24 protein-coding genes and 1 riboswitch are annotated in these 26768 nt (G+C 37.8%); of the genes, 15 read left to right on the top strand and 9 right to left on the bottom strand.

The window, feature by feature from the left end:
- From MHI10_RS17025 to MHI10_RS17015, 3 genes are all read left to right on the top strand, one after another.
- On the top strand, nt 1–1998 hold the full coding sequence (locus tag MHI10_RS17025; RefSeq protein ID WP_340787468.1) for an ABC1 kinase family protein: 1998 nt from the start codon (nt 1–3) through the stop codon (nt 1996–1998).
- Nucleotides 1999–2288: 290 nt separating this feature from the next.
- Complete coding sequence (gene hutH, locus MHI10_RS17020; RefSeq protein ID WP_340787466.1) at nt 2289–3767, top strand: histidine ammonia-lyase; 1479 nt, start codon at nt 2289–2291, stop codon at nt 3765–3767.
- A 73-nt stretch (nt 3768–3840) separates the two neighbouring features.
- On the top strand, nt 3841–4716 hold the full coding sequence (locus MHI10_RS17015; protein ID WP_340787464.1) for a 5'-3' exonuclease: 876 nt from the start codon (nt 3841–3843) through the stop codon (nt 4714–4716).
- A gap of 37 nt (nt 4717–4753) precedes the next feature.
- Here MHI10_RS17015 and MHI10_RS17010 read toward each other — a convergent pair whose 3' ends face one another.
- The 6 genes from MHI10_RS17010 to MHI10_RS16985 form a co-directional block, all read right to left on the bottom strand.
- The gene (locus MHI10_RS17010) at nt 4754–5896 is read right to left on the bottom strand and encodes a Ger(x)C family spore germination protein (RefSeq protein WP_340787461.1); all 1143 of its coding nucleotides are present in this window, start codon (nt 5894–5896) and stop codon (nt 4754–4756) included.
- Complete coding sequence (locus MHI10_RS17005; protein WP_340787459.1) at nt 5893–7329, bottom strand: spore germination protein; 1437 nt, start codon at nt 7327–7329, stop codon at nt 5893–5895. The genes MHI10_RS17010 and MHI10_RS17005 overlap by 4 nt, the downstream gene beginning before the upstream one ends.
- Nucleotides 7322–8413 carry an endospore germination permease gene (locus MHI10_RS17000; RefSeq protein ID WP_340787456.1) on the bottom strand — a complete coding sequence of 364 codons (1092 nt, stop codon included), beginning with the start codon at nt 8411–8413 and terminating at the stop codon, nt 7322–7324. Before MHI10_RS17000 ends, MHI10_RS17005 begins: the two co-directional genes overlap by 8 nt.
- A 113-nt stretch (nt 8414–8526) precedes the next feature.
- Complete coding sequence (locus tag MHI10_RS16995) at nt 8527–9501, bottom strand: papain-like cysteine protease family protein (RefSeq protein WP_340787454.1); 975 nt, start codon at nt 9499–9501, stop codon at nt 8527–8529.
- 193 nt (nt 9502–9694) lie between these two features.
- Nucleotides 9695–10372, bottom strand: a complete 678-nt coding sequence (locus MHI10_RS16990; protein WP_340787452.1) for a TraR/DksA C4-type zinc finger protein — start codon at nt 10370–10372, stop codon at nt 9695–9697.
- A gap of 246 nt (nt 10373–10618) precedes the next feature.
- Complete coding sequence (locus tag MHI10_RS16985) at nt 10619–11152, bottom strand: C39 family peptidase (protein WP_340787450.1); 534 nt, start codon at nt 11150–11152, stop codon at nt 10619–10621.
- 116 nt (nt 11153–11268) lie between these two features.
- On the opposite strand from MHI10_RS16985, the gene MHI10_RS16980 reads away from it, so the two are divergent.
- Entirely contained in the window at nt 11269–11793 is a 525-nt protein-coding gene (locus tag MHI10_RS16980) for a sigma-70 family RNA polymerase sigma factor (RefSeq protein WP_340787447.1), read from the top strand.
- Nucleotides 11762–13201 (top strand): hypothetical protein, encoded by a 1440-nt coding sequence (locus MHI10_RS16975; protein ID WP_340787444.1) that lies wholly within the window; start codon nt 11762–11764, stop codon nt 13199–13201. The genes MHI10_RS16980 and MHI10_RS16975 overlap by 32 nt, the downstream gene beginning before the upstream one ends.
- A gap of 60 nt (nt 13202–13261) precedes the next feature.
- On the opposite strand, the gene MHI10_RS16970 is transcribed toward MHI10_RS16975, so the two are convergent.
- Entirely contained in the window at nt 13262–14431 is a 1170-nt protein-coding gene (locus MHI10_RS16970; RefSeq protein WP_340787441.1) for an MFS transporter, read from the bottom strand.
- A gap of 172 nt (nt 14432–14603) precedes the next feature.
- Nucleotides 14604–14921, bottom strand: coding sequence for a thioredoxin family protein (locus MHI10_RS16965; RefSeq protein ID WP_340787438.1), 318 nt, complete (start codon nt 14919–14921; stop codon nt 14604–14606).
- Between the two features lie 252 nt (nt 14922–15173).
- Between MHI10_RS16965 and MHI10_RS16960 the strand changes: the two genes are divergently transcribed.
- The 10 genes from MHI10_RS16960 (at nt 15174) to MHI10_RS16915 (ending at nt 25663) form a co-directional block, all read left to right on the top strand.
- The gene (locus tag MHI10_RS16960) at nt 15174–17558 is read left to right on the top strand and encodes a 3-hydroxyacyl-CoA dehydrogenase/enoyl-CoA hydratase family protein (RefSeq protein WP_340787436.1); all 2385 of its coding nucleotides are present in this window, start codon (nt 15174–15176) and stop codon (nt 17556–17558) included.
- A 58-nt stretch (nt 17559–17616) separates the two neighbouring features.
- A complete protein-coding gene (locus tag MHI10_RS16955) occupies nt 17617–18789 on the top strand; it encodes an acetyl-CoA C-acetyltransferase (RefSeq protein WP_340787434.1) in 1173 nt (390 codons plus the stop codon).
- Nucleotides 18790–19122: 333 nt separating this feature from the next.
- Nucleotides 19123–20904 carry an acyl-CoA dehydrogenase family protein gene (locus tag MHI10_RS16950; protein ID WP_340787431.1) on the top strand — a complete coding sequence of 594 codons (1782 nt, stop codon included), beginning with the start codon at nt 19123–19125 and terminating at the stop codon, nt 20902–20904.
- Nucleotides 20905–21036: 132 nt separating this feature from the next.
- Nucleotides 21037–21393 (top strand): arsenate reductase family protein, encoded by a 357-nt coding sequence (locus MHI10_RS16945; protein ID WP_340787430.1) that lies wholly within the window; start codon nt 21037–21039, stop codon nt 21391–21393.
- A gap of 80 nt (nt 21394–21473) precedes the next feature.
- Nucleotides 21474–21854: a glycine cleavage system protein GcvH gene (gene gcvH / locus MHI10_RS16940; protein WP_340787429.1), complete on the top strand. Its 381-nt coding sequence runs from the start codon at nt 21474–21476 to the stop codon at nt 21852–21854.
- 68 nt (nt 21855–21922) lie between these two features.
- Entirely contained in the window at nt 21923–22249 is a 327-nt protein-coding gene (locus MHI10_RS16935; protein ID WP_340787427.1) for a toprim domain-containing protein, read from the top strand.
- A gap of 7 nt (nt 22250–22256) precedes the next feature.
- On the top strand, nt 22257–22559 hold the full coding sequence (locus tag MHI10_RS16930) for a thioredoxin family protein (protein ID WP_340787425.1): 303 nt from the start codon (nt 22257–22259) through the stop codon (nt 22557–22559).
- Between the two features lie 60 nt (nt 22560–22619).
- Nucleotides 22620–22725: riboswitch (SAM riboswitch) on the top strand.
- A gap of 148 nt (nt 22726–22873) precedes the next feature.
- Complete coding sequence (locus tag MHI10_RS16925) at nt 22874–23902, top strand: methionine ABC transporter ATP-binding protein (RefSeq protein ID WP_340787424.1); 1029 nt, start codon at nt 22874–22876, stop codon at nt 23900–23902.
- Nucleotides 23895–24563, top strand: a complete 669-nt coding sequence (locus MHI10_RS16920; protein ID WP_340787422.1) for a methionine ABC transporter permease — start codon at nt 23895–23897, stop codon at nt 24561–24563. The genes MHI10_RS16925 and MHI10_RS16920 overlap by 8 nt, the downstream gene beginning before the upstream one ends.
- Nucleotides 24564–24856: 293 nt before the next feature.
- The gene (locus MHI10_RS16915; protein ID WP_340787420.1) at nt 24857–25663 is read left to right on the top strand and encodes a MetQ/NlpA family ABC transporter substrate-binding protein; all 807 of its coding nucleotides are present in this window, start codon (nt 24857–24859) and stop codon (nt 25661–25663) included.
- Between the two features lie 47 nt (nt 25664–25710).
- On the opposite strand, the gene MHI10_RS16910 is transcribed toward MHI10_RS16915, so the two are convergent.
- Nucleotides 25711–26613: a LysR family transcriptional regulator gene (locus tag MHI10_RS16910; RefSeq protein ID WP_340787419.1), complete on the bottom strand. Its 903-nt coding sequence runs from the start codon at nt 26611–26613 to the stop codon at nt 25711–25713.
- Nucleotides 26614–26768: the final 155 nt, after the last annotated feature.

Here is a 26768-nt window from a genome sequence, read left to right as displayed (position 1 = left end):
ATGCATGCTCTAATAATTATTTTACAATTAGTGATTGCTTCAATACTCGTATTTTTTATTAGTGGGCGTTTAATTGGCTCTCAAGTGAATTTAGGGAAGCGCATTTTTTCTGTTGCAATTAGTGTGGTTTTTACGAGCTTTATCTTTTGGTATACCTATTTACGCGGGACAAGTTTTTTTGAAGAAGGCATTATTTCTAACTTAATGAATGTTGTAACGCTTCTTTGGTTTGGCGGTATGCTGCTTATCTCAATGCTACTTTACTTGTTTTTTGAACTGTTTGACCCGATTGAAATTAATGATAATGGTGCACCAGTAGGACGCCGCTCTAGTGTGAAAACACTATTTATTTATTGGCGTCGTCAAAAACGATTAAGTGAAGTTGTCAGTATTGCGATGAAAAACGGTGTGACGCGTACAGTGAAATATGCTCGTTCGCGTGAAGATGAACGAGAATTAGCAATTGCTTTGCGCGATACACTGGAGCAATGTGGGGGGATTTTCGTCAAGTTTGGTCAAGTACTTTCAACGCGAAAAGAGCTACTGTCTCCGGTATTCATTGAGGAACTCGAAAAATTGCAGCAACATGTGCGTCCACTTTCAAAAGAGCAAGTAGACGAAATTTTGAAGAAGAATCTAAAGGACGATGTGAATCAAATCTTTTCCTATTTTAGTGAAGAACCGTTAGCATCCGCATCCATAGGTCAGGTGCATAAAGCGATTTTGCGCGCTACAAATGAACCCGTTGCAGTAAAATTATTGCGCCCAGATGTGAAAAATATTATGAATGAAGATTTAGGTATTTTAATGGAATTTGCTAGTTGGATTTCAAGTAAATCACAGTGGGCGGAGAGCTTAGGGTTTCTGGAGTTGGCAAAAGGTTTTAGCGTAGCTTTAAGTGAAGAAATCGATTTTACGATTGAAGCGCGGAATATGGAACAAATGACGACGATTGTTCAAAATGAAAAAAATGATGTGAAAATACCGAAAGTATATCATCGTTATAGCAATACGAACATTTTAGTTATGGAATATATAAAAGGCAAGTCTATAGCCATGGCTCAGGATATTTATGAAGCGAAGCATGTGGATTCCCGCCAATTTGCGCAAACATTATTATTTTCTTTTTTAGAGCAAGCACTCGTTTCAGGCATTTTCCATGCAGATCCACATCCAGGGAATATATATATTGAACAGGATACAGGCAAGCTAACGATGCTTGATTTTGGAGCAGTTGGTCGCCTTGCAGAACCACAGCAAGAAGGGTTGAAATACTTCTTAGTCGGCATTTATCAAAATGATGCACCACTTGTTGTAGACGGCGTAAGATTGCTCGTTGAAAATACAGAAGATATTAATCGTATTGAGATGGAACAGGCAATTAGTCAAATTTTACTGAAAATAAATTACGTATCACAAATATCTACAGATGTATTAATTTATTCTATTTTTTCGGTTGTCCGAGAATTTGGACTGCATTTTTATCCAGCGGTAAATGTTGCTTTACGTGCGGTTGTAACGTTAGATGGTACATTATCAATCATTGATCCCGATTTTGAAATATTTACAGAGGCAAAGGAATTTTCAAATGATTATTTAAAAACAAGCTTTACAAAACCATTTAAGGAACCCCGTGCTACAATGGCGTTTATCGAAGAAGAATTAGCCATCCTGTTACCAAATATACGCAAAATTCCAAGACGTATCGATCAGCTTGTGAAGAAGGTTGAAAGCGGAAAGATTATTTTACATCACGATATTTTTTCAGATAAGGCAAATTCCTTATTCATTAGTCAACTGTTCTCACGCTTTGTATTGTTATTAGTTGGAATTACCTTTGGAATCATTTCTGTAGCACTTTTAGCGATCTCGCAGTTTATGCAATCTAGCTTTGCAGTTTATTTAAATACGGTCGCTTATTTAGGTTTATTTTTATGCGCGATCTTATTAGTTCGACTATCTATACAAGCGATAAGGGATATGAAACGAATGAAATAAATTGAATGTAAAGGACATTTGGAGCATTTATCTAAATGTTCTTTTTTGTGATGGGAAACTTGGAACTTCACTATGCTAAAATACTAAACTATTAAATTGTTAACAGGTTAATGAATTAGATGAGGTATATAGAAAAATGATATAAAGCATGATAAATGAAGGTTTACGAGAAAACATGAAATAATTTGAGTGGAAATCGAATAAAATGCTAGAAAAGTATAACTATTTGTACAATAATGAAATAAAGCAAGTTCATTAACAAAATACGGCAATAAAAGGGGACGGAATAAATGATTCAATTAAACGGTGAAAGATTATCGATGGGGCAGCTAGAAGAAATTTTATTCAAGCATGAAAAAGTTGAAATCGGTCAGGACGCGATTGAAAAGGTTCAAAAAAGCCGACAAGCCGTTGAACGAATTGTACAGCAAGAAAAAACAGTGTACGGCATTAATACCGGTTTTGGAAAATTTAGCGACGTTAAAATAGCAGAACATGAAGTAGGCACTTTGCAATTAAACTTAATTCGCTCACATGCATGTGGTTTTGGAGAGCCGTTTCCTGAAAAAGTTTCAAGAGCGATGATGGTGCTACGTTTAAATGCATTATTAAAAGGATTATCAGGTATTCGTTTAGAAGTGTTAGAGCGTTTAGTTTGGATGATTAATGAAAAAGTGCATCCAATTATTCCGCAGCAAGGCTCATTAGGGGCATCAGGAGATTTAGCGCCATTATCCCATTTAGTGCTCGCAATTATTGGGGAAGGTGAAGTTTGGGTTGATGGTGTGATCCGTCCTTCAGATGAAGTGTTTAACGAGCATGAATTAGCGCCAATTCAATTACAAGCGAAGGAAGGGCTTGCTTTAATTAATGGTACACAGGCGATGACTGCACAAGGTGTCGTGAATTATATTGAAGCAGAAAAATTGGCGTATGCAAGTGAATGGATTGCCGCAATGACGATGGAATCTTTATACGGCATTATTGATGCATTTCATCCGGCTGTTCATGAAGCGAGAGGGATGCAAGAACAAATGGATGTTGCAAAACGTATGCGTGACTGGCTAGAAGGGAGTCAGCTCATTACACATCAAGGGGAAAAACGTGTGCAAGATCCATATTCACTGCGTTGTATTCCACAAATTCATGGAGCGAGCTGGCAAGTGCTGAATTATGTAAAGGAAAAGTTAGAGCTTGAAATGAATGCGGCTACGGATAATCCGCTTATTTTTGAAGAGGGGGAAGTCGTTATTTCAGGAGGCAATTTCCACGGTCAGCCAATTGCTTTTGCGATGGATTTTATGAAAATAGGTGTCGCAGAACTAGCGAATGTTTCTGAACGTCGCATCGAGCGTTTAGTCAACCCAACATTAAATGAAGGGTTACCAGCATTTTTAAGTGCGCAGCCAGGATTAGAGTCAGGGGCAATGATTTTACAATACAGTGCCGCAAGCTTAGTATCTGAAAATAAAACATTAGCACATCCTGCTTCTGTGGATTCAATACCTTCCTCTGCGAACCAGGAAGACCATGTGAGTATGGGAACGACGGGGGCACGTCATGCACGAATGATTATTGCGAATGTGCGCCACGTATTAGCAATTGAAGCGTTCTGTGCGGCACAAGCTGTGGAATATCGTGACGCGGAAAAAATGTCACCGAAGCTCTATCAAAAATGGCAAGAGCTTCGAGCGATTGCATCGAGCATGACAGCGGATCGTATTTTTAGTAAAGATATTAATAAAATTGCTGCGTATTTATTGCCGTAATGAGCGTCCATCACCGTATTAAAGTGAACATTTGATATACTAGGGTTTTGTAATAGAGAGAGGAAGTTTAGTTATGACAAAACCACATTTATTAATCGTTGACGGAATGGCGCTATTATTCCGTTCTTATTTTGCATCAGCAGCAATGAATCAATTTATTAGATTAGAAGACGGGACACCTTCTAATGGCGTACAAGGATTTGCCCGCCATGTGTTAACGGCGCAAAACTTAATGAAACCTACGCATTTAGCGGTTTGTTGGGATATGGGTGCACATACATTCCGCAATGATTTATTTGATGGCTATAAAGCGAATCGCCCTGCACCACCAGAAGAAATGTTGCCACAATTCGATATGGCTAAAGAAGTATCACAAATGATTGGCTGGCAAAACTTTGGTATTAAAGGGCTTGAAGCAGATGATTTAATTGGCTCGATGATTGAAAAATGGAAAGATGATGCCCAAATTACAGTTGTGAGCGGCGATAAAGATTTGTTGCAGCTATTAAGCCCAACGACAACGATTGCCTTTACGAAAAAGGGCTATTCTGAATATGACGTATATACTGAAGCCCGATTTGTTGAAGAGTATGGGATTGCGCCGAAGCAATTTGCCGAGGTGAAGGCATTTATGGGCGATTCAAGTGATGGCTACCCAGGGGTTAAGGGAATTGGTCCTAAAACCGCATTACAGCTCATTCAAAATCACGACTCAATTGATGGAGTGTTAGCAGCACTTCCAACATTAAAGCCAGGTCAAAGAAGTAAAATTAGCGAAAATGAAGAAATGCTACGTTTATCCCATCAATTGGCTACGATCCATTGTGAAGCGCCGATTGATGCAGATCTAGAAGTATTACGATTAGAAAATTATTCACTTACAACATTTGATTTACTTGAAGAAAAAGGGTATCGTCTCATCGCGAAACACGCACGTTCAATATACTAAAGCAAAAAGAGGCCAACTTATTATAAGTTGGTCTCTTTTATCGTCTTGAATTTTCAATCGTTCTTTCCCCATTTGTTTTGACAACTTCCACTTTGACCTCACGAAGCGAATCCATCGTTAAAGGGACTTTGCCATTTTCCTCGATTTTCTTCCATGTACGTATATGTTTTCGATAAACCACTTCGGATAGACGATAAACATCTGCCTCATTTTCAAGCCCCGCTTTATACGTGTTTTCGATTTCCTCTTTTACCGTTTTTTCAATTTCTTTAATTAGTTTTTTAGAAAGCGCTTTGTCGATTGTATCGTTTGTTTGTACAATTAATTTGACATGAATATCAAATTGAATCGGGCTTTCCGAAAGAATGGCGTTAATTTTGGGATCTACTTGTTCAACCACAACGGTTACGGTAGGGTCGCCAAATCCTTCGAGTGGAAATGATAACTGGCTGCGTCTCGTATCGTTTGTCATAAATTGCATTCCTTTGACATCATCTTTGTGCAGAATGCCTCTTAGCCCATCATGATTCGAAAAAATAGCAATTGCAGAAAGGTCATATGTTGGTTCCTTACCTTTTTTTATCTCCCAATTTTCAGTAGTGGTGACATAAGGTACGATTGCTTCATGACTCGGTTCATCTAAATAAAGTAATACTTCTCGAATGCTCATCGGTTCGATTAAAGAGGACTGATCATATGAATTTACTGGGTCAGATAACTTGGATAAAGTGATCGCTTTATTAAGAATCGGAGTTGTTAACATCAGTTCGCCTAACGGTTCCTTTGTCGCGTATACCCAAGCGTTATAACGTAATTCTTGATATTTGATTAAAGAATTAATAATATTCCTTACTTTGTTTTCCTTCAAGACATTATCTGTGAAAATAACATACGATAAATGACCGTAAAATAAGCGCTCATCCATTGAATTATATAAATTGAAAAATGCTTCATCAAACGTTCCACCTCGCGCAAATCCTACTTCAGTTTGTGTTGCTTCAGGGTTTGGCTGATCGGATTTTGCGATATTTGTAAAATCGATAATTAGCGCATAAACTTCATATTGTCCATCTTTAAAATCGAAACCAATTGAATGAAGATAATACATGCGCTCAGGTTGGTTTGTGTCCCAACAACCAGCTAACAGTAAAAGTGGTAACAAAATAAGGAGTTTTTTCATTTTTTCCCTTCTTTCGTTTTATCCTGTGGTTTTAGCATAGCTGGACGTTCTTTATAGGAATTTGGAGGTGGACGAAATAATGACTTTGAAATGTTTTTCCAGCTTAAGTCGGCCGTAACATCGAGATAGGGCACACCATAAATGCGAATGTTTGATAAATAAATTAATACTAAATAAATGGATATGAAAAAGCCGAACAGTCCTAATAAGGAAGTAATTAATATAAGAATGATGCGCATTAAGCTAATACTTGTAACAAGTGATTGATTGACTAATGTAAAAGTAGCAATTGTCGAAGCAGCAATCACGACAATCATTGCAGGACTTGTGACCCCGGCTCGAATGGCGGCATCTCCAATAATTAAGCCACCTACAACGCTAATTGACCCTCCAAGGACACTCGGTAAACGCAATCCAGCCTCTCGAAAAAGATCGAACATAATGACCATGATGAGCATTTCGAGCCCAGAAGGAAGGGGAAGTCCCGTATTGGACTGAACGACGGTAGCGAGCAACTGAAAAGGCAATTGCTCTTGATGAAAGGTCGTCAAGGCTAACCAAAATGCAGGCAAAAGAAGTGCAACTAATACACTGCCGAGTCGTAGTAAGCGTTCAGCAGAACTAACAATCATCGGATAATCATTATCCTCACCTGATTTTAAAAGCATTAATAAATTGGTTGGTGTAATGATGGCATAGGCAACCCCGTCCACTAGTATGATAAATCGACCTGTAATGAGGGATTGTAGTGCAAAATCAGGGCGACCAGTTGTATCATTAATTGGAATAAAATAAGAATACGTATTGAGACGCTCCATCAATAATTCTCCGCTTAAAATAACATCTGTTTGAATTGCATGAAGCTGCTGTTTTAATTTATTTAACGTATCGAGGTTCGCAATATCTTGAAAATATAAAATGGCAACTTGTGTTTTGGATCTTTTGCCAATCGTCAATTTTTCAACGCATAAAGAATCTGTCGGTACCCTTTTTCGAATTAATGCAATATTTACAGCTAAATCCTCAATAAAATTATCGCGAGGTCCTTTAATGAGCACTTCAAGACTTGTTTCTTCAGGGCTTCGGTTTGGTTTACTTTCAATATTGCTTGCTAGCAAAAGCTGTTGTGCTTCAATATAAATTAATACAAACCCACTATATACATTCGTTACCGCATCATTTGGATCTGTTATTTCTTGCAAGTCTGGAAGATATAATTTTTTTGTAATCGTTGATGGATCGAGCGGCAATTCTTTATGATCGCAAAGCGCTTGTAAACGTGGAACGATAACTTCATTTAATAAATGTTTATCTGTCATCGCTTCACAAGTAATTAAAATAACATTGCTTAATTGAAATTCATATGTTTGAAAACGGACGTCAGCACTTTTTGCGAATAGTTGTTGTAAGGAAGTTAAATCAATTTTATGCATGTTTCTCCGCCTTTTTATTCGTTTTCTTTCTTAATAAGATGTTTAAAATAAATGCCAAAATGAAAAAGAATAAAAAAGTACTTATTAAGAAATATTTACCTTTTAGTTCGATAAATATACTGTCATTCAATAGAAAAAGGGGTAAAGTGCAAAATATAAAGGCAGGTACAATGGTCTCGAAAATACTCTTTTTCTGTTGAGCCAATCCTAATAGCTCAATCGCTACGAATAATAGAAAACCAATTCGAACAAATGCACCAGTTAACCATTGATAAACGGAAAGAAAATCCAAATGCTCAATAAAACGACCGATTGTTGCTAATTTCCATTCTTCAAACGCAGGATAACGTTGCGTTGCTGCTTCTGCTGGACCAAATTCGGTAATTGCGCCAATAAGTGGTCCAATCGTTAAACTAAATAATAAGAAGAGCATAATAAGCAAATGGGAAAATTTTAATTTCCCTTTGAAATGGTGGCTAATAAAAACAAATAATAATAATTCAACAAATCCTGATGCGGGATACATGAGCGATTTTAAAATAGGTGTCATACCATGCTCGTAAATAGGGAGCAATAACGAATATTCTTTTACTTTTAAATTAACAAAAGCCACGAAAAATCCAAGAACGACGACACCAAAAAGAACAATTGTATTAACGATTGTTATGCTTTGAAGTGGAGACATCGCAAAAAGTATGCAAACGATGGCATAACTGAAAAGGAGCACCAATACAGGCGTTTCGGATAAAAATGTCACTGAAACCCACTGCACTGTTTCGCGCATCGTCATAGCAGCCATGAGCAATAAATAAAACGCAATGCAGTATAGGAGGATTTTCCCGACTTTTGGATGATTACTTAATACCACATCTCTAAAAGGTAGGTGTCCTAGCTTTTTTTGAATAAAAATTAATAGATAGAGCCATGGAATGATGAGAATTGTTGCGATGATGACTGAAATCCAAGCATCTCGACCCGTTGTACTTATTAATGAAGGAATAATCGTGACGTGGTTTTTTAAACCGATAAACGTCATAGATAATAAAATGATATGAGTAATACTAATAGAGCCACTTGTTTTCATAGCACACCTCGCTCTTTTAGTGGAAGTATCGCCAATAAATATGCGCCATATAACATTTTCAAAAAAGGGGAAGTAAAAAGACGTAGAAGCATTTGCCTCTACGCCTTTAAAAATTATTTATATTCAACTACGATGTATGGTTGTAATTGGAATGGTTTTGGTGCGATATTACGATCATTCCATTGAGCAAACCAGCGTTCAACTGGATAGAAGAAGTAGCCGTCTTGCCAATGATCAGATGTATCGTATGGATCAGCAAAAATTAACATGTCATCACCGATACCAGGTGTACCGTTATTGTCATAGCCAATAATTGATTGCCAATGTCCGTCCCAGTCTGTCCATTCAACCATAATTGGACGATCATTTTCTAAATGGTTTGTAAGCCATTTTACAAAATAGCTATCTTTTGCATCCGATACCCAAGCTTCTGTAGAATCACTATTTTCCGATGCATATAAGCTATTCCAAGTAAATGTAGCAGGTAAATTGCCAACATTATTTCCTGTTGCACCTGAATTTTCTTGTATTAAGTCCGTGTCTGAATAATTAGCACGGTAGCTTGTTTCTACGATTTCAAAGCCGTCTAAGCTTGCGAAGAAATCATGTAATTGCGAAACATCTGCACCATATTCATGGAAATTATTCGCAGAGCCAGGTAATGCACCTTCCACATCAAGGTCTGTCATTGCCTTCATTTGTTTGGCAATATCCATTTCTGTCATTTCGTTATAACCGAAATGATTTGCGACCATTAATGCAGTGGCAGGACCACAAGACCATTCTGTCGTCTGTTGCATCGTTTGGAAGTTTTCGATAATGGTAATGTTCTCATCTGATTTTAAGTTATAAAAATCAGGTGCTTTGTAATAACGAGATTCGGGATTGTCTCCAGCATTTGCGTATGCATCTGCACCGCCTGCTTCATCATAATCTTCGCCTTGAATCGGGGTTGGTTTAACTGCCACAGTAGTTTCGGCTGACGCGTTTGTATCTACTTTTGCCTCTGCCTCGTTTTTAGCTTCTTCGCCTGAGCATGCACCCAGTAATAATGCAGATGCTAAAACTGCTGTAAGGGTTTTTTTCATCTATCACTCCACCTTTTAGTATTTTTATGCTTATTTGCACAAGAATTTATTATAGCGTAATTTGCGAAGTTGGCAATCTTTTTTTATTCGATTCTTTTAGAAAAGAAATAGGGTACACACAAGTAAAAAGACATTCTGATGTTTAAATCAAAATGTCCTTTATTAAATAAACTAAAAATCTCACGTCAATTTCTCATTCCAAATAATCATACTTCCTTGCTTCGTCAGCATACTGTTGTGAAATTTGACCAGTTAATTCGTCGTTTTTTGAGACATGCAATTTTTCTAAATCGGAAAACATAGAATCCCCATCTTTGTCTTTATACAAATCATTATAATGATCATAATCACCTTCAAAGTCTGCAGGTGTATCTGAATTTCCATATTGAGCGACGATTTGGAATGAATCCTCATTATCTTGTAACTCATCATTTGCTTCTCTATTTGAGAAAGAATTATCTACAGCTGGCAAGAGGACATCTTCCTCAATAGGACGGTCGTTTGGTACGTATTTTGCTTCGGTATGCGCAATACAAAACGCGGTATACGGAATAGCGCTTAAACGGTCATAAGGTATGTCTTCGTGGCATTTTGCGCAAACGCCGTATGTCCCATTTTCTAACCTTTCAAAAGCTGCATCTATTTGTGATACGATATCTTCATTATGCACCTCAATTGCCATGTCTCTTTCGCGGTCAAATAATTCGGTTGCTAAATCTGCTGGATGATTGTCAATTGTCGATAATTCATCGGTTGCTTCACGTATGCTATAATGTGACCTTTCTTCCATATCGTCAACTGTCCTGCTTAATTCCGTTTTTTGTTCGATTAGCATCTTTTTTAATTTAGATAGTTGTTTTTCATTTAGCATAGTTATCAATTCCTTTCATTTGTAGTATGAGCGAAATGCAGAGAAATCATTTAAATAAAAGAAATTCTGAGATTAAATTAATTCATCAGACAGATAAGCTTCTTTTTGTGATGATTGGATTAGTATTACCACATTATCTAAAAGGTGTATTTTAGCCCGAAATATGTAAAATAGAATGCCGAAACATTGATTTAACAACGTTTCGGCATTTTCAAATTTAAATCATTTCTTTATAACAGGGACTTTTTAGAAAGCCCTATGATTTGGCTCAATTTTAACGAAGCTTAGTACTTTCCGGTTATCATCATAGTTGAAGGAGCGGATTTGACTGTCTCGGTTGCGCCCGCCATTATCATGAATGATTAAGTAGAGCTCGTTATTTTTAATTTCATAGCCAATTAAAGGGACCCAATGATAGGCGAACATTGGTTTCTTTTTTGAGAAAAACTGCCCGGTAAAATAAGTATCAAACTTCATGGCAACTGGGTTTCCTGCCCGTAATTGCTGAATGGCTTCCGTCAGTGTGCATTCTTCAATACACCAGTTTTCACCGAGTAGGCGTCTTAAATTACGAATCATACGCCATTTGAAAAGACCGATTTTTGTACTACCTAAAAGTGTATAAAGCTCATTAATATCTTTCGTCGATACGGCTTCAGGTTGATTTAAATAATTTAATATGACATGAGCTGTAGTCGGTCCACATGCAGAGTTTTGATACTCTGCTCGGACAGCTGAACTATACTGAGAAATCCCATTAACATTGAGTAGAACGCGCAAAATATCACCTCCTTTATAAAGATAGTATACACAATTTTTAAAATGCTGATTTTATTTGAAACTATAATTGGGAGTGCTCCGTCTAACGTTAAACCGAAATAAAGGGGGTGTCTACTATGCAGCTAGACCAATTTGTTCGAAAGCACGGAGAAGAACTGTTACGGCTTGCCTATACATATGTGAAAAACATACAAGTTGCTGAAGATATTGTACAAGATGTATTGCTAAAAGCATTTGAGCAACAGCAGCAATTTCGTGGTGAATCAACTTACCGCACTTATTTATATCGGCTGACGATAAATCGTAGTTATGATTACTTACGCAGTTGGAGCTATAAAAATACCATTTTAACGAATAAAATTAGGGAAGTTTTCCAAGGCACAAAATCAGCCGAGCAGCAGGTAATGGAACTGACTGAAAATGCGCAGCTCGGTCAAGCGATTTTACAGCTTCCTATAAAATATCGTGAAGTCATTATTTTATATTATTACAAAGAATTCAATATCGAGGAAATTGCACAGCTGTTAAATATATCAAGTAACACAGTGAAAACAAGATTAAGGCGTGGGCGGGAGAAATTAAAATTCATATTAGAGGAAGGTGAATGGGATGACGAATTCTCGCATAAAGCAAGCCATTGATGAAGCAATTGGTAAGGACCCGTTATTAAATGATACATTTGTGGAAAAGGTGTTAACAAAGAAAAAAACGCGCAAATCACTACAATGGATTCAGCCTGCAATTATACTTTGCACGATGCTTGTGCTTGGGTTTACCCTATATTTCCTGCCAGCTGAAAATATACAAACAGCGGAAGAAGTGGAGCCGAGCTTGCCGACAGAGGAGCAGCGGATCGTTGTAGAAAACTATTTTGATGCCATTTACCGAAAAGATGTGAAGGCGATTCAGAAAGTGGCGAATGTAGATGTGGAAATGGTGTTGAAAGAGTATAGTATTTTTGATTTGGAACAACCTTTTGAAATTGTAAAGACGATCGATGAGGAACAGCGAATTGTACTTTATATAAAACTGACCGCTAATGAACGCGATTTTTTAAATGAAATTCAGTATGTGAAAGCGACGGGGAAAATTGAGCTAAATGAGCAACAATTATTTTATGCCTATGATGATATTGAATTACCGCGGTCGATTGATTTGGAATTTCGGACGGTCGACAATGCGCCAAAGATGTTGAATTTTGAATTGAAGTCCAAACAACAAGCATACGAAAAAGGAATATTTGCTGATGGGACAATATTACACCAATTAAAAGATGAGGAAGGAACATTGCGTGTCATGGAAACGATGGAAGGCGAGTTTTTAGATATAGGTATTTTTAGTGATGGACCTTCTGCTACTTACACGATGAGTTCAGGTTCGGGTGGATATTTAATAATTGATGAAAAAGGAATGAATATTACATTGCTTTTTAAACAGACCACTGGAAATTATCAAATCGTTTATGGTGATTTACAAGATAGGAAGGATGCTAGGAAGGAAGGACCTTATCAAATAGACTTTCATGACGAACCAGTCTACTTTTGGGGCGGGCAAGATGCAAAAATTGTAACGGTTCGAGATGGGGAATTAGTAAGTGCCAATATTTTCGAACACGCAAAGTTAAATGGTCCGATTCCATTCTACAGTGTGGATATGAGGGGTCCAAACGTATTGCTGAAATATGATGATAATTACTTCCAAAAATCAAATTATTATTTGTTGGAGGGTTTTAATCAATTATCAACATCGGAATTACATTTTGATGCGAAGAAAAACAATCTCCAAAATAGAGTGTTTATTAATCGAGCAAATTATTATAATCAATATGAATTTTACGGCAATGATTTGAAAATTAAATTGGCTCCAAAAGACGTAGGGGCTAATGGGAAGTCAGAACAAATATATACAAATATAAAAATTCGCGTAGATGGCGAAAACTACTTTGTTACAGGTGATAGTGGGTTTGCAGTACAGTTCACACGAAAAGATGATCGAACGATTGTGGATGAACAAGGGAATGAATATTATACAGATGGTAAATTAAATTAAATGAAAAAGGCTACCCGACAAATTTAATAATCGGGTAGCTTTTCCTGTTTTCTTACAATTTTAATTGAGCTTTGCACCTTTCCACATGAATGTGAAAATAGTTGTTAAGATTAAAATAATTAAACCTGCGATAAACGGTAATAAAATTCGAATATCGTAAAGTGCACCTGCAAGTAGCGGTCCTAAAATATTGCCGATACTCATATAAGCATTGTTCATCCCCATCGCAAAACCTTGTTCATTGCCTGCTAATTTTGAAATAAGCGTTGTTAGTACAGGTCGCAAAATTGAGGTAGCAAGGAAAATCATTAATGAAATGGCAAAGAACATTTTATAAGACCCTGCAATAATTGACAGTAAAAAACCAACTGCTGTCACGATTAAAAATAGTTTCAAAACATTTAATTCGCCAATTAATTTTACAATACGGTCTACAACGAACAGCTGCATAATTACACCAACTAAACCTGTTGCGGTAATCATAAAGGCAATTTCCTGTGGTGTAGCACCGAATTGATCGTTTACATATAGGCCAAGCACCGTTTCATATGCCATTAATCCGAAACTCATAATAAGAGTAATGACTAATGGGATGAAGAACGGCTTTTTCACCGATAAAAGTACGTCTTTTATCATCGACTGATTTGATTCGTTCGATATGTCCATTTTTTCAGTTAAGCTTTCTGGCAATGTGAAGAACGACACGACAAATGCTAATAATCCAACGATTGCTGAAACAAGTAAAGGTGCTTTTAAACCGTAATCAGCTAAAAATCCGCCAATACCTGGTCCAATCACAATACCTAAAGACATTGCTGCTGAAATAAAACTATTTCCTTTTGCACGCTGGTCCATTGTTGTAATGTCAGCAACGTAAGCATAAATTGCCGGGATTAAAAGCGCACAGCCAATCCCGCCGATTGCGCGTGAAATATATAGTAAAACAATAGAATCTGCAAAGTAAAACATAAACATAGAGATAGCTAGAATAAGTAATCCAGCATTAATGAGCGGGCGACGTCCATATTTATCTGCCCATTTCCCACCAATCGGAGAAACTAAAAATTGAGCGAAAGCAAAAATGGCGATAATTAATCCTGCCGCCGTTCCACCTTGTCCAATTCCTTTTAAATAAGCGGGAATGATTGGAATAATAATCCCAAAGCTCCCGACTGCAATAAACATATTTAACATTAATAATGCTAATTTTTTTCGTTGATCTGAAGTCATATAAAATCCTTTCTTAATATAGAAATTTTCGCACAGTAACCCATTGTATTACGGATTGATGCCAATGACAAATTTAAAGATTGATAGAAAATTCCCATCTTTATGAAGGGATTTAATGCAACAAAAAAGCGGATCCAAAGGAAACCCCTTTTAGATCCACTTTTTCATTTTATTAAGCTTGTGCGTTTAAAAATTCTTCTACTTGTGCAGGTGATTTTGCGTTTGCACTGTGTAGGTGAGCTAATTTTTCACCATTTTGGAAGATTAATAATGAAGGAATCCCCATTACTTGATACTTCTCCGCTAAATCTGGGAAGTTGTCGCGGTTAATTGAATACCAGTCATATTGAGAGTACTCTTCAATAATTGGATCGATAAACATATCCATGCGTGTGCAGTCGGGGCACCAACCAGCGAAAAACTTAAGTAATACTTTTTTGTCTGTACCTGTTAGTTCGTTAAATTGTTCAATTGTTGTAATTTCTTGCATTTTAATCACGCTCCTTATGCCCATTCTACACACAATCAACAATTACGAAAAGGATTTAAACTTCAAAAAGTGTAACCTAGTAACTTTTTAGAGCAATTATTAAAGTAGAATAATAAATATTGAGAAAATTTAGAGAAATATATTGCGGAATTTACCAATATAAACTACACTAAGAACAGAAAAGCTGTTTGAAGTTTTTTTTTCATTTGAAAATGAATGATTGTTCATTCAAGGGAGAAGGGGGAAGTGCTTGTGTCTTACAAAATTCAAAAAGCAGCGGTATTAGGTTCAGGGGTAATGGGTTCAGGTATTGCAGCACATTTAGCAAATATCGGGATTCCTACATTATTATTAGACATCGCACCAAAAGAGCTAACAGACGCGGAAATTGCAAAAGGATTCACAGTAGATTCCAAAGCGGTGAAAAATCGTTTCACTAACGGAGCAATGCAAAAATTATTGAAACAAAAGCCAGCACCACTTTCAGCAAAGGGGAATTTAGCGTTAATTACACCGGGGAATTTCGAGGATGATTTAGACAAATTAAAAGATGTTGACTGGATCATCGAAGTTATTGTAGAAAACTTAGAAATTAAAAAAGGACTATTTGAAAAAATTGATGCAATTCGTAAACCAGGCACAATTATTTCATCCAATACATCAGGGGTAAGCATTAATGCGATGGCAGAAGGACGTTCAGAAGATTTCCAAGCACATTTCCTTGGCACACACTTCTTCAATCCGCCGCGTTATTTAAAATTATTAGAAGTCATCCCGTCAAACACGACGAAACCAGAAGTTGTAAGCTTTATGCAACAATTTGGAGAAGATGTCCTTGGTAAAGGGGTTGTCATTGCAAAAGATACACCGAACTTTATCGCCAATCGTATCGGTACATATGGCTTACTTGTAACGATGCAGGAAATGATTGCTCGCAATTATACAGTAAGTGAGGTTGATTCGGTAACGGGCCCAATTATCGGTCGTCCAAAATCAGCGACATTCCGTACGTTAGATGTTGTCGGGTTAGATACGTTTATCCATGTAGCAAAAAATGTTTATGACCAAACGACAGGCGAGGAACAGGCTGTTTTTGAAGAATCGCCAATTTTAAAAAGAATGGTTGAAAATGGCTGGTTAGGTGCAAAGTCGGGTCAAGGTTTCTTCAAAAAAGAAGGAAAAGAGATATTACAATTAAATTTATCGACATTGCAATATGAACCGCCGAAAAAACTTGCCGCTCCTTCATTAGAAATGGCAAAGCAAGCAAAAGGACCAGGTGGCAAATTAAAAACATTAATTTATGCCAATGACCGTGTGGGAGAACTTTTATGGAATTCATTTGCACCGACGTTAATTTACTCGGCAAAATTGACAGGCAAAATTGCAGATGACATTTTAGCGATTGATAATGCGATGAAATGGGGCTTTGGCTGGGCACAAGGACCATTCGAAATGTGGGATGCTATTGGTGTAGAAAAATCCGTTGCTAAAATGAAGGAAGAAGGACGCGAAATTCCTGCCTTTGTTACAAATTTATTAAATAACGGATTCACAACATTCTATTCGGAAATTGAAGGTGACTTAGCTTACTTCAATGGAACAGAATATGTGAAAGTCCCGGTAAATGAAAAAGCAATTGATTTAAGACGCTATAAGAAAAAACATGGGGTCATTAAATCAAATTCAGGCGCTAGTTTAATAGATTTAGGAGATGGTGTTGCATTACTAGAATTCCATTCACAATCCAATGCCATTGGTTTAGATATTATCCAAATGATCAATTTCGCCATTGATGAAGTGGAGAAAAACTATAAAGGTCTCGTAATCGGAAATCAAGGCAAAAACTTCTGTGTCGGTGCGAACCTAGGCATGATTTTAATGGAAGCACAAGATGATAATATTTTTGAACTCGACTTTGTCATCCGCGCTTTCCAGCAAGCGATGCGTCGTATTAAATACAGCGTAAAACCAGTCGTAGCAGCGCCATTCCAAATGACGCTAGGTGGCGGAGCGGAAGTATGTTTACCTGCTGCACATATTCAAGCTTCAGCAGAAACGTATATCGGCTTAGTAGAAGTTGGTGTTGGTCTAATTCCAGGTGGTGGCGGAAATATCGGGCTGTATGAGAAATTCTTGAAAGGTTTACCAAATGGCGTTGATATGGACTACCAAGCGATTGCGAATAAAGTATTTGAAACAGTTGCACTTGCGAAAGTTTCGACTTCGGGCGAGGAAGCACGTGAAAATAACTTCTTAGATTTTGCTGATGGGATTTCTGTTAATCCAGATCACTTAATTTATGATGCGAAGCAAGCAGCATTAGCACTTGCAGATGCAGGCTACACAGCACCAATTAAAAAGGCTGTGAAAGTAGTTGGGGCACCAGGTTATGCAACATTATTATTAGGTGCACAGGGGATGTATGATTCTGGATTTATTAGTGAGCATGATTTAAAAATTGCTAAAAAACTTGCGTACGTCATTGCAGGTGGCTTAGTACCATATGGAACAGAAGTTTCGGAAGACTATTTATTAAATCTTGAAAAAGAAGCATTTTTAAGTTTAGTAGCTGATCAAAAATCACAAATGCGTATGCAGCACATGCTTGTAAAAGGGAAGCCATTACGTAACTAATATTTCAGGTTAAGTGGCAATTAGAGTCACTAGCTTATAACAAGGGGGATACATCGTTATGCGTGAAGCCGTTATCGTTGCAGGAGCGAGAACACCAATAGGACGTGCAAAAAAGGGGACACTTGCCAATACACGTCCGGATGATTTTGGTGCAGTAGTAGTAAAGGAAACGTTAAAACGTGCGGGCTATGAAGGTCCGATTGATGATTTAATTATGGGCTGTGCGATGCCTGAAGCGGAGCAAGGGATGAATGTTGCACGATTAGTCGGTGCATTAGCAGGCTTGCCAGATACAACACCGGCTCTAACGGTTAACCGTTTCTGTTCATCAGGTTTACAAACAATTGCCTATGCTGCGGAAAGAATTATGCTCGGTCACTCAAAAGCGATTATCGCAGGTGGTACTGAATCGATGAGTATGATTCCAATGACAGGAAATACAGTTCGTTTAAATCCGAAGCTAGCAGAAGAAGCGCCACAATACTATATCGGGATGGGGCATACGGCGGAAGAAGTTGCTAAACGCTATAATGTGAGCCGTGAAGAGCAAGATGCTTTCGCAGTACGTTCACATGAATTAGCTGAAAAAGCGATTAAAGAAGGAAAATTCCTCGACGAAATCGTACCTGTTGAAGTAATAGAATATACAGTTGACGAGAATAATAAATTACAAGAAAAGAAAGTAGTTTTCGATACGGATGAAGGGGTACGGTCTGGTACTTCGATGGAAGGCTTAGCAAAATTACGCCCAGCTTTCCATGTGAAAGGATCTGTTACAGCGGGGAATGCTTCTCAAACATCGGATGGTGCAGCGGCAGTACTCGTAATGGACCGTGAAGAAGCTGAAAAGCAAGGTATCCAGCCACTTGCGAAGTTTTTAGGATTTGCAGTTGGGGGAGTACCACCGGAAGTAATGGGAATTGGTCCAATTGTAGCCGTTCCGAAAGCGTTAGAAATTGCTGGTTTAACACAAGATCAAATCGACCTGTGGGAAATCAATGAAGCATTCGCATCACAATCGATCCAAGTTGTACGTGAACTAGGCATTGATATCGATAAAGTGAATGTCAACGGGGGTGCCATTGCTTTAGGACACCCACTTGGCGCAACAGGTACGATTTTAACTGTGAAATTGATTAACGAATTAAAACGACGCGGCGGCAAATACGGTGTTGTAACAATGTGTATCGGCGGCGGCATGGGGGCAGCTGGGGTGTTTGAAGTATTGTAATTGTTAATTATTTGTTAGTTCAATCTCGAAATACATTTTGATCAAATAGGAAAACTTTGAAAGCGTATGGAGTGGAGGGCGGCAGACTCCTGCGGGAACAGCACCATAGGAACAAAGGCTAAAACCGTCACGTCCTGTGACAACGCCTTTGTGACCAACATCGTGTTGGCCTAAAATCCAATGTTTTCGGAATACCTTCCGAAAACATTTAGTTGGAGCCGTGCCCGCGGAAAGCGTCCGCCCGTAACGGAATATGCAAGCACACATTTTGATTCAGGGGAAATAGTTAGTAGGCTATCACCAATCACAAAGACCATAGGGGAGGAATTTATCATGGAAAAAACAACAAACATTATTAAAGGTGGCGGCTTCATAATCGAGGACGTTGAAATCGATCGTGTCATTACGCCAGAGGATTTCACAGATGAGCAAAAAATGATTGCTCAAACAACTCAGGACTATGTGGAAAACGAAGTATTACCAGTCGTTGGAAATTTAGAAAATCATGAGTTCGAGCATTCGGTACGTTTATTAAAAACAGCAGGTGACCTCGGCTTACTTGCTGCAGATGTGCCAGAAGAATATGAAGGACTTGGTTTAGATAAAATTTCTTCTGCACTTATCGCAGAAAAAATGTCGCCAGCAGGTGGTTTCTCGATTACTCATGGAGCTCACGTTGGAATCGGTTCATTACCAATTGTTTTATTCGGAAATCACGCACAAAAATCGCATTATTTACCGAAGTTAGCTTCAGGTGAGTTAATCGCTGCTTATGCGTTAACAGAGCCAGGTTCAGGTTCGGATGCATTAGGTGCGAAAACGACGGCGAAATTAAACGCAGCGGGCACACATTACATTTTAAATGGTGAAAAACAATGGATTACAAACGCAGGATTTGCAGATGTGTTCGTAGTTTATGCGAAAATTGATGGTGAAAAGTTCACGGCATTCATCGTAGAGCGTTCATATAAGGGCGTTTCGGTTGGTCCGGAAGAGAAGAAAATGGGGATTAAATCTTCTTCAACGCGTACATTAATTTTAGAGGATGCAGAAGTACCAGTAGAAAACTTATTAGGTGAAATTGGTCGTGGCCATATTATTGCCTTCAATATTTTAAACATTGGTCGCTATAAACTTGGAGTAGGTACAGTAGGTGCTTCAAAACGTGCATTTGAGCTTGCGGTAGCCTATTCAAATCAACGTCAACAATTCAAAACACCGATTTCAAGCTTTAATTTAACGAAAGAAAAATTAGCGACAATGGCATCACATATTTATGCATCAGAATCATTAAACTATCGTACAGTTGGTTACTTCGAAGATCGCTTAAACCAGCTATCAGATGAAGAGCAAAAAGATGGTATGGCAGTAGCAGGTGCGATTGCTGAGTATGCAATTGAATGTTCGATTGCAAAAGTATTCGGTTCAGAAACATTAGATTATGTGGCAGATGAAGCCGTTCAATTGCATGGTGGTTACGGCTTTATGGCTGAATATGAAGTAGAGCGTATTTACCGTGATTCTCGTATTAACCGTATTTTTGAAGGGACAAATGAAATTAACCGCATGATCGTACCAGGTACATTCATGAAGAAAGCATTAAAAGGTGAATTACCGTTATTACAAGTAGCACAAGACTTACAAAATGAATTATTAATGCTAATGCCTGAAGAAATTGGCGAAGCGGCATTAGAGCAAGAAAAATATTTAGTGAAAAACGCGAAGAAAATTGCGGTTCTTGCGGCGGGCGCGGCAGCACAACGTTTTGGTGCTAAATTAGATCAAGAGCAAGAAGTATTAGTGAACATTGCGAATATCGCCAACCAATTATACGCAATGGAATCAGCAGTCATCCGTACACAAAAAGCAATCGCACGTGATGGGGAAGAAAAAGCTGCACAAAAGATTCTGTACACGCAAATTTTCTGCCAAGAAGCATTTGCAGAAATCGAAAAAGAAGCAAAAGAAACATTGCTTGCGACAGTTGAAGGGGATGCAGGACGTATAATCTTATCGGCATTACGTAAATTAACTCGTAATAATCCTTACAACCTTATTCCGAAAAAACGTGAAGCATCAGTTAAATTAATTGAAGCGGCAAAATATGTTGTATAAGTAAGTAATGGATCCTTGGCATAATTGTGTCAGGACGCCAGATCGGATGTGGGACGCCGCATCCGATTTTTGAATTGTGTAAGTGAATCCGATATAATAGAAGAAAGTAGATTGCAAAAAAGGAGCACTTTTATGACAATTCAATTGATTCAATACCCAAAATGTACAACTTGTAAAAAAGCACAAAAATGGTTCGATGAAAATGGGATTACATATGAAATTAGAAATATCGTCGAACAAACACCTACTGTAGAGGAGTTAGCTGCAATTTATAAAGAGAGTGGCTTGCCTTTGAAGAAGTTTTTCAACACGTCAGGCATAAAGTATCGTGAGCTTGGTTTGAAAGATAAATTGGAAACAATGACTGAAGCGGAACAATTAGCATTACTAGCATCGGATGGTATGTTAATTAAACGACCACTCGTTACAGATGGTAAAAAATTAACATTAGGATTTAAGGAGTCTGACTTCTTAGAAACTTGGAAATAAACCGTGTAACATATTGAATTTCCGAACGATTTATGGCAAACTGAACATGAATATACTACATATTACTTGGAGGGGTTATCATGAACACACCAAAAGAATTGAAATATACTAAAGAGCACGAATGGGTAAAAATTGAGGACGGCAAAGCAACAATCGGTATTACGCACTTCGCACAATCTGAACTTGGTGATATCGTATTCGTTGAGCTACCAGAAGCTGGCGACGATATTACGAAAGATCAACCATTCGGTAGCGTAGAATCTGTTAAAACAGTTTCAGAATTATATGCACCGCTTTCAGGTAAAGTTGTATCAGTAAACGAAGAGTTATCTGACAACCCAGAGTTTGTTAACGAATCTCCATACGAACAAGCATGGATGGTTGTTATCGAATTAACAAATGAAGCTGAGTTAGAAGAATTACTGGATGCAGACGCTTACACTCAATTTATTGAACAGTAATAATCCTTACGCTAAAATCTGTACATACAGGTTTTAGCGTTTTTTTAGCTTAAGTAGGAGGTTTAATAATGGAGAAATGCATTATCGTAGAAGGGCGCTCAGATAAGCTTCAAATTGCCCCTTTACTTGCTGAACAAGTCTTCATACTTTGCACGAATGGTACAATAAGTGAAGATGAATTAATTGCATTATTAACGCCGTACGAGCAATATGAAATGGTAACGATGTTCGATGTTGATAAAAATGGAGAAAAATTGCGCAAGTTGATGAATCGTACTTATTCTGAAGCGCAGCATTTAATCATTCCAAAGCAATATATTGAAGTGGCAGAGACGCCAGCTTCTGTTTTAATAGAGCTTCTTAAAGATGCGAAATTTTTAGTAAAAGAAGGCTGATAGTAGTATGGAAGAATGGACGAAAGAACAATGGATAGAGCAGCTACAAAGCGGAGAGCAGTGTGCGTTTTATTTATATACACCACTATGTGGGACATGTGATGTAGCGTCAAAAATGTTAACGGTAATTGAAGAGTTACTGCCAGATTTGCCGATTGGTATGGCGAATATCAATTATTTAGGCAATTTTGCAATGGACATGCAAGTGGAAAGTGTGCCGTGTTTAATCATTGCAAACAATGGTGAAATTAGGGAAAAGGTATATGCGTTTCAATCTGTACCGTTTTTATTTGCAATATTAAAAAAATGATTGACGTTCCTAATTTAACGTGATAGAGTATCATTTATAAATAAAAACTTAATAGCGTTACTCTTATGAAGAGAGGCGGAGGGAAGTGCCCTATGAAGCCCGGCAACCAGCATTGTATGATGAAAAGGTGCCAAATCACACAAAGTTTAACTTTGAGAGATGAGAGAACGGTTCAACATAAATGTGTGAAAACCTTTCTACTTGTCGTCGTGGAAAGGTTTTTTGTATTTTCTTTACAAAATGAATCGACCCACACGAAAAAATGTGTTTTGAAAATAACGAATTAGTTATTTCAAATCGAAGGAGTTCAAAAAATGATTGATTTACAAAATATATCGAAAGTTTATAAGACAAAAAACGGTGAACTAAAAGCCGTAGACCAAGTAAATTTATCGATTAAACAAGGTGAAATCTACGGTATTATCGGTTACAGTGGTGCTGGTAAAAGTACGATGATTCGACTATTAAATGGCTTAGAAAAACCAACAGTTGGTTCGGTCATTATTAATGGCAATGATATTTCAAAGGCATCTGGGAAAAAGCTGCGAGATGCAAGACAAAAGATCAGCATGATTTTCCAACACTTCAATTTACTTTGGTCACGTACAGTGGAAGATAATATCGCCTTCCCACTTGAAATTGCGGGTGTACCAAAAGAAGAACGAGCAAAACGTGTAGAGGAACTCATTGAGCTTGTTGGACTAGCAGGACGAGGGAAAGCGTATCCATCCCAATTATCAGGTGGTCAAAAACAGCGTGTCGGCATTGCCCGTGCACTTGCCAATAATCCGGAAGTTTTATTATGTGACGAAGCAACTTCTGCACTCGACCCAGAAACGACGGATTCGATTTTAGAGTTATTACTCGATATTAATAAAAAAATCGGATTAACAATTGTACTCATTACACATGAAATGCATGTTATTCGGAAAATTTGTGACCGCGTTGCTGTAATGGAAGCAGGTAAAGTAGTGGAGCAAGGGGAGGTACTACAAGTATTCCAAAATCCGCAAGCGCCAATAACGAAAAACTTTATGGCACAAATATCTGGTGAAACGCAGGAAATGCAAGCATCACTTGAGCAAATTTTAGCGAACTATCCATCAGGGAAAATTGTGAAGCTTGGCTTTGTAGGACAAACAACAGAGCAACCGGTCATTTCACAAATCATTAAGCAATTTGATATTGTCGTGAACATTGTACATGGCAAAATTTCCAATACAACAAGTGGTCCACTCGGTACATTATTTATACATATTGAAGGTTCGAGTGATCAAATTAATGCTGCTTTAGAATTACTTGCGCAACATAAAGTTCAAACGGAGGTGATTGAACATGATTGAGCAATTATTTCCGAATGTAGATTGGGCAAAGATGCTCGCTGCAACTTATGAAACAGTTTATATGACGGCTGTCGCAACTGCTGTAACATTTGTACTTGGTTTAATTATCGGGATTGTCCTATTTTTAACGAGTGATAATCAGCTATGGGCTAATAAAATCGTCCATTTTCTAACGGGTTCAGTCGTGAATATTTTCCGTTCGATTCCATTTATCGTCTTAATTATTTTACTCATTCCATTCACAAAATTTTTACTTGGCACAATTCGTGGTGCTAATGCGGCTTTACCGGCACTTATTATTGGTGCGGCACCGTTTTATGCGCGAATGGTGTTAATCGCCTTACGTGAAATTGATAAAGGGGTAATTGAAGCGGCTCGTTCAATGGGTGCTAAAACGTCGACAATTATATGGAAAGTACTCATTCCAGAAAGTTTACCAGCATTAATTTCGGGGCTTACAGTAACAGCTGTTGCACTCGTTGGTTACACGGCAATGGCGGGGATTATTGGTGCAGGTGGACTTGGAACTTCAGCGTTTTTAGATGGCTTCCAGCGTAACCGCCAAGACGTGACATTCGTGGCAACTGTTTTAATTTTGATTGTCGTATTTATTATTCAATATATTGGTGATTTCATTACCGCAAAAGTAGATAAACGATAGTTCATGGCGTAGGCCGTAATTATATAAAATACGTTTTGCATTATTTCCGAATTTCATTCCAGGCGCGCGCTTTATAAAAGAGCCTGTCTGTAGCGATCAATTATGCCTCGGCATAATTGTGTCCAAATTCGGCTTTGTGCTAGCACAAAGAACTCCTTGCCGAATTTGTGACATCCAGCGGAGCTTCTTACTCCATTCTGAGAGGTGTTTTAACAACTCTCAGAATGGAGTGAGATGACTGAAAATAAGGAATGTTGTGTGAAGTGGAAAATAAAAAAAGGTAGGTAAAGAAAATGAAAAAATTATTATCAAGTGTTTTATTAGGAGCATCAGTATTAGCTTTAGCAGCATGTAGTTCAGATGAAGAAACATTAAAAGTGGGTGCTTCAAATACACCACACGCACTTATTTTAGAACAGGTAGCACCAATTTTAAAAGAGCAGGGCATTGAACTTGAGATTGAACCGTATACAGATTACGTTTTACCAAACAAAGACCTTGATGAAGGCAATTTAGATGCGAACTACTTCCAACACATTCCATATTTTGAAACGCAAATTGCAGATTTCGATTATGATTTTGCCAATGCTGGTGAAATTCATATCGAGCCAATCGGAGTTTATTCTAAAAAATATAAAACATTAGAAGAGCTTCCAAAAGGTGCTTTAGTATTACTATCAAACTCTGTTGCTGACCATGGACGTATGCTGTCATTACTCGAAGCAAAAGGTTTAATAACACTTAAAGATGGCGTTGATAAAACAACGGCTGAAATTAAAGATATTATAGACAACCCGAAAGACTTAGTATTTGATTACAACACAGCGCCAGAATTATTAGTGCAAATGTATGAAAATGATGAGGGTGATGCGGTATTGATCAACTCAAATCATGCAATTGATCATGGCATTAACCCACAAGAAGATTCGATTGCAATTGAATCGAGTGATGAATCACCATATATTAATATTGTTGCAGTTAAATCAGGTAATGAAAAATCAAAAGAAATTAAAGCATTAGTAGACGCTTTACACTCAAAAGAAATTCAAGACTTCATGTTAGAACAATGGGGCGGCTCAGTCGTACCGGTAGTGAAATAATCAAAAAACTTCCCGCAAATGGTAATAATAATTTGCGGGAAATTTTTTTATTGAAATCCAGAGACACGAGAATAAAATTGTGAAACGAATTCCAAAAATATTTCTTCTGAAGGTGCGAGTACCCGTGTCGTTGGTGTGATAATTCCGACATTTCGACGGATTGATGGATTGGCAATCGGCACTCTTACCGTCATTCGCGGTGTAGAATCATACAGTGAACTTTCCGGCAATAAAGATACACCTATCCCCGCAGCAACTAACCCTTTTAATGCATCCATATCTTCCCCTTCAGATGTGATCTTTGGAACAAAGCCTACAGATTTACAGGCATCCATAGCTACTTTGTGTAAAATATAGCCATCCGGGAACATGACGAAATGATCATGACGCAATTCGATTAAATTAATGCTGTCCCTTTTTGCGAGCAGATGATTTGCTGGGAGTAGTGCATGAATATTTTCACTAAAAAGTACCGTCGTATTAAGTGCCTCATCCTTTTTGGGCAATGGGCCGAGTAAAGCTAAATTTAATTCGCGATTTTTAACGGCCTCGATTAAATATTTATAAGACCCTTGGCGCAAATGAAAAGAAACATTTGGATACTCTTTTTTAAATGCGGAAATAATCGTAGGGAGTACATAGCTTGCAAGGCTTGTTGGGAAACCGACCTTAATCGTCCCTTTCGCAGGATCTAAATATTCCTCCACTTGTTTTGCTGCAAAATCAATTGCTTTGAGCGCAACAATTGTGTGTTCTAAAAAAGTTTTCCCGATCGGCGTTAACTTGACATTCCGTCCAACACGCTCGAAAAGTGGGGCGCCAAGCTCTTCTTCTAAGTTGGCAATTTGTCTACTAATGGCGGATTGAGCAACGCGCAAATGTTCCGCCGCTTCAGAAATATGCTCACGTTCTGCCACCTCAACAAAATAACGTAATTGTCTTAATTCCAAATTGATCACCTCATATATCTATAAAGTAGATGGATTCTCTTAAAACTATATATTAAATCTAAAACTTTACAATGCCCATTCATTTTAGGGGCATTGGTTTGAAGTATCCTAAGAGGATTTAACCAATGAAATCAGTTCTCATTTGCATGTTCTCT

Source organism: Solibacillus sp. FSL K6-1523, assembly GCF_038005225.1.
GTDB lineage: Bacteria > Bacillota > Bacilli > Bacillales_A > Planococcaceae > Solibacillus.
This window is presented reverse-complemented; position numbering and strand designations above follow the sequence as displayed.

What these genes read in the sequence shown, in the direction of transcription:
- MHI10_RS17025 (WP_340787468.1), top strand. Translation starts at nt 1, where the DNA reads ATGCATGCTCTAATAATTATTTTACAATTAGTGATTGCTTCAATACTC.
- hutH (WP_340787466.1), top strand. Translation starts at nt 2,289, where the DNA reads ATGATTCAATTAAACGGTGAAAGATTATCGATGGGGCAGCTAGAAGAA.
- MHI10_RS17015 (WP_340787464.1), top strand. Translation starts at nt 3,841, where the DNA reads ATGACAAAACCACATTTATTAATCGTTGACGGAATGGCGCTATTATTC.
- MHI10_RS17010 (WP_340787461.1), bottom strand. Translation starts at nt 5,896, where the DNA reads ATGAAAAAACTCCTTATTTTGTTACCACTTTTACTGTTAGCTGGTTGT.
- MHI10_RS17005 (WP_340787459.1), bottom strand. Translation starts at nt 7,329, where the DNA reads ATGCATAAAATTGATTTAACTTCCTTACAACAACTATTCGCAAAAAGT.
- MHI10_RS17000 (WP_340787456.1), bottom strand. Translation starts at nt 8,413, where the DNA reads ATGAAAACAAGTGGCTCTATTAGTATTACTCATATCATTTTATTATCT.
- MHI10_RS16995 (WP_340787454.1), bottom strand. Translation starts at nt 9,501, where the DNA reads ATGAAAAAAACCCTTACAGCAGTTTTAGCATCTGCATTATTACTGGGT.
- MHI10_RS16990 (WP_340787452.1), bottom strand. Translation starts at nt 10,372, where the DNA reads ATGCTAAATGAAAAACAACTATCTAAATTAAAAAAGATGCTAATCGAA.
- MHI10_RS16980 (WP_340787447.1), top strand. Translation starts at nt 11,269, where the DNA reads ATGCAGCTAGACCAATTTGTTCGAAAGCACGGAGAAGAACTGTTACGG.
- MHI10_RS16975 (WP_340787444.1), top strand. Translation starts at nt 11,762, where the DNA reads ATGACGAATTCTCGCATAAAGCAAGCCATTGATGAAGCAATTGGTAAG.
- MHI10_RS16970 (WP_340787441.1), bottom strand. Translation starts at nt 14,431, where the DNA reads ATGACTTCAGATCAACGAAAAAAATTAGCATTATTAATGTTAAATATG.
- MHI10_RS16965 (WP_340787438.1), bottom strand. Translation starts at nt 14,921, where the DNA reads ATGCAAGAAATTACAACAATTGAACAATTTAACGAACTAACAGGTACA.
- MHI10_RS16955 (WP_340787434.1), top strand. Translation starts at nt 17,617, where the DNA reads ATGCGTGAAGCCGTTATCGTTGCAGGAGCGAGAACACCAATAGGACGT.
- MHI10_RS16950 (WP_340787431.1), top strand. Translation starts at nt 19,123, where the DNA reads ATGGAAAAAACAACAAACATTATTAAAGGTGGCGGCTTCATAATCGAG.
- MHI10_RS16945 (WP_340787430.1), top strand. Translation starts at nt 21,037, where the DNA reads ATGACAATTCAATTGATTCAATACCCAAAATGTACAACTTGTAAAAAA.
- gcvH (WP_340787429.1), top strand. Translation starts at nt 21,474, where the DNA reads ATGAACACACCAAAAGAATTGAAATATACTAAAGAGCACGAATGGGTA.
- MHI10_RS16935 (WP_340787427.1), top strand. Translation starts at nt 21,923, where the DNA reads ATGGAGAAATGCATTATCGTAGAAGGGCGCTCAGATAAGCTTCAAATT.
- MHI10_RS16930 (WP_340787425.1), top strand. Translation starts at nt 22,257, where the DNA reads ATGGAAGAATGGACGAAAGAACAATGGATAGAGCAGCTACAAAGCGGA.
- MHI10_RS16925 (WP_340787424.1), top strand. Translation starts at nt 22,874, where the DNA reads ATGATTGATTTACAAAATATATCGAAAGTTTATAAGACAAAAAACGGT.
- MHI10_RS16920 (WP_340787422.1), top strand. Translation starts at nt 23,895, where the DNA reads ATGATTGAGCAATTATTTCCGAATGTAGATTGGGCAAAGATGCTCGCT.
- MHI10_RS16915 (WP_340787420.1), top strand. Translation starts at nt 24,857, where the DNA reads ATGAAAAAATTATTATCAAGTGTTTTATTAGGAGCATCAGTATTAGCT.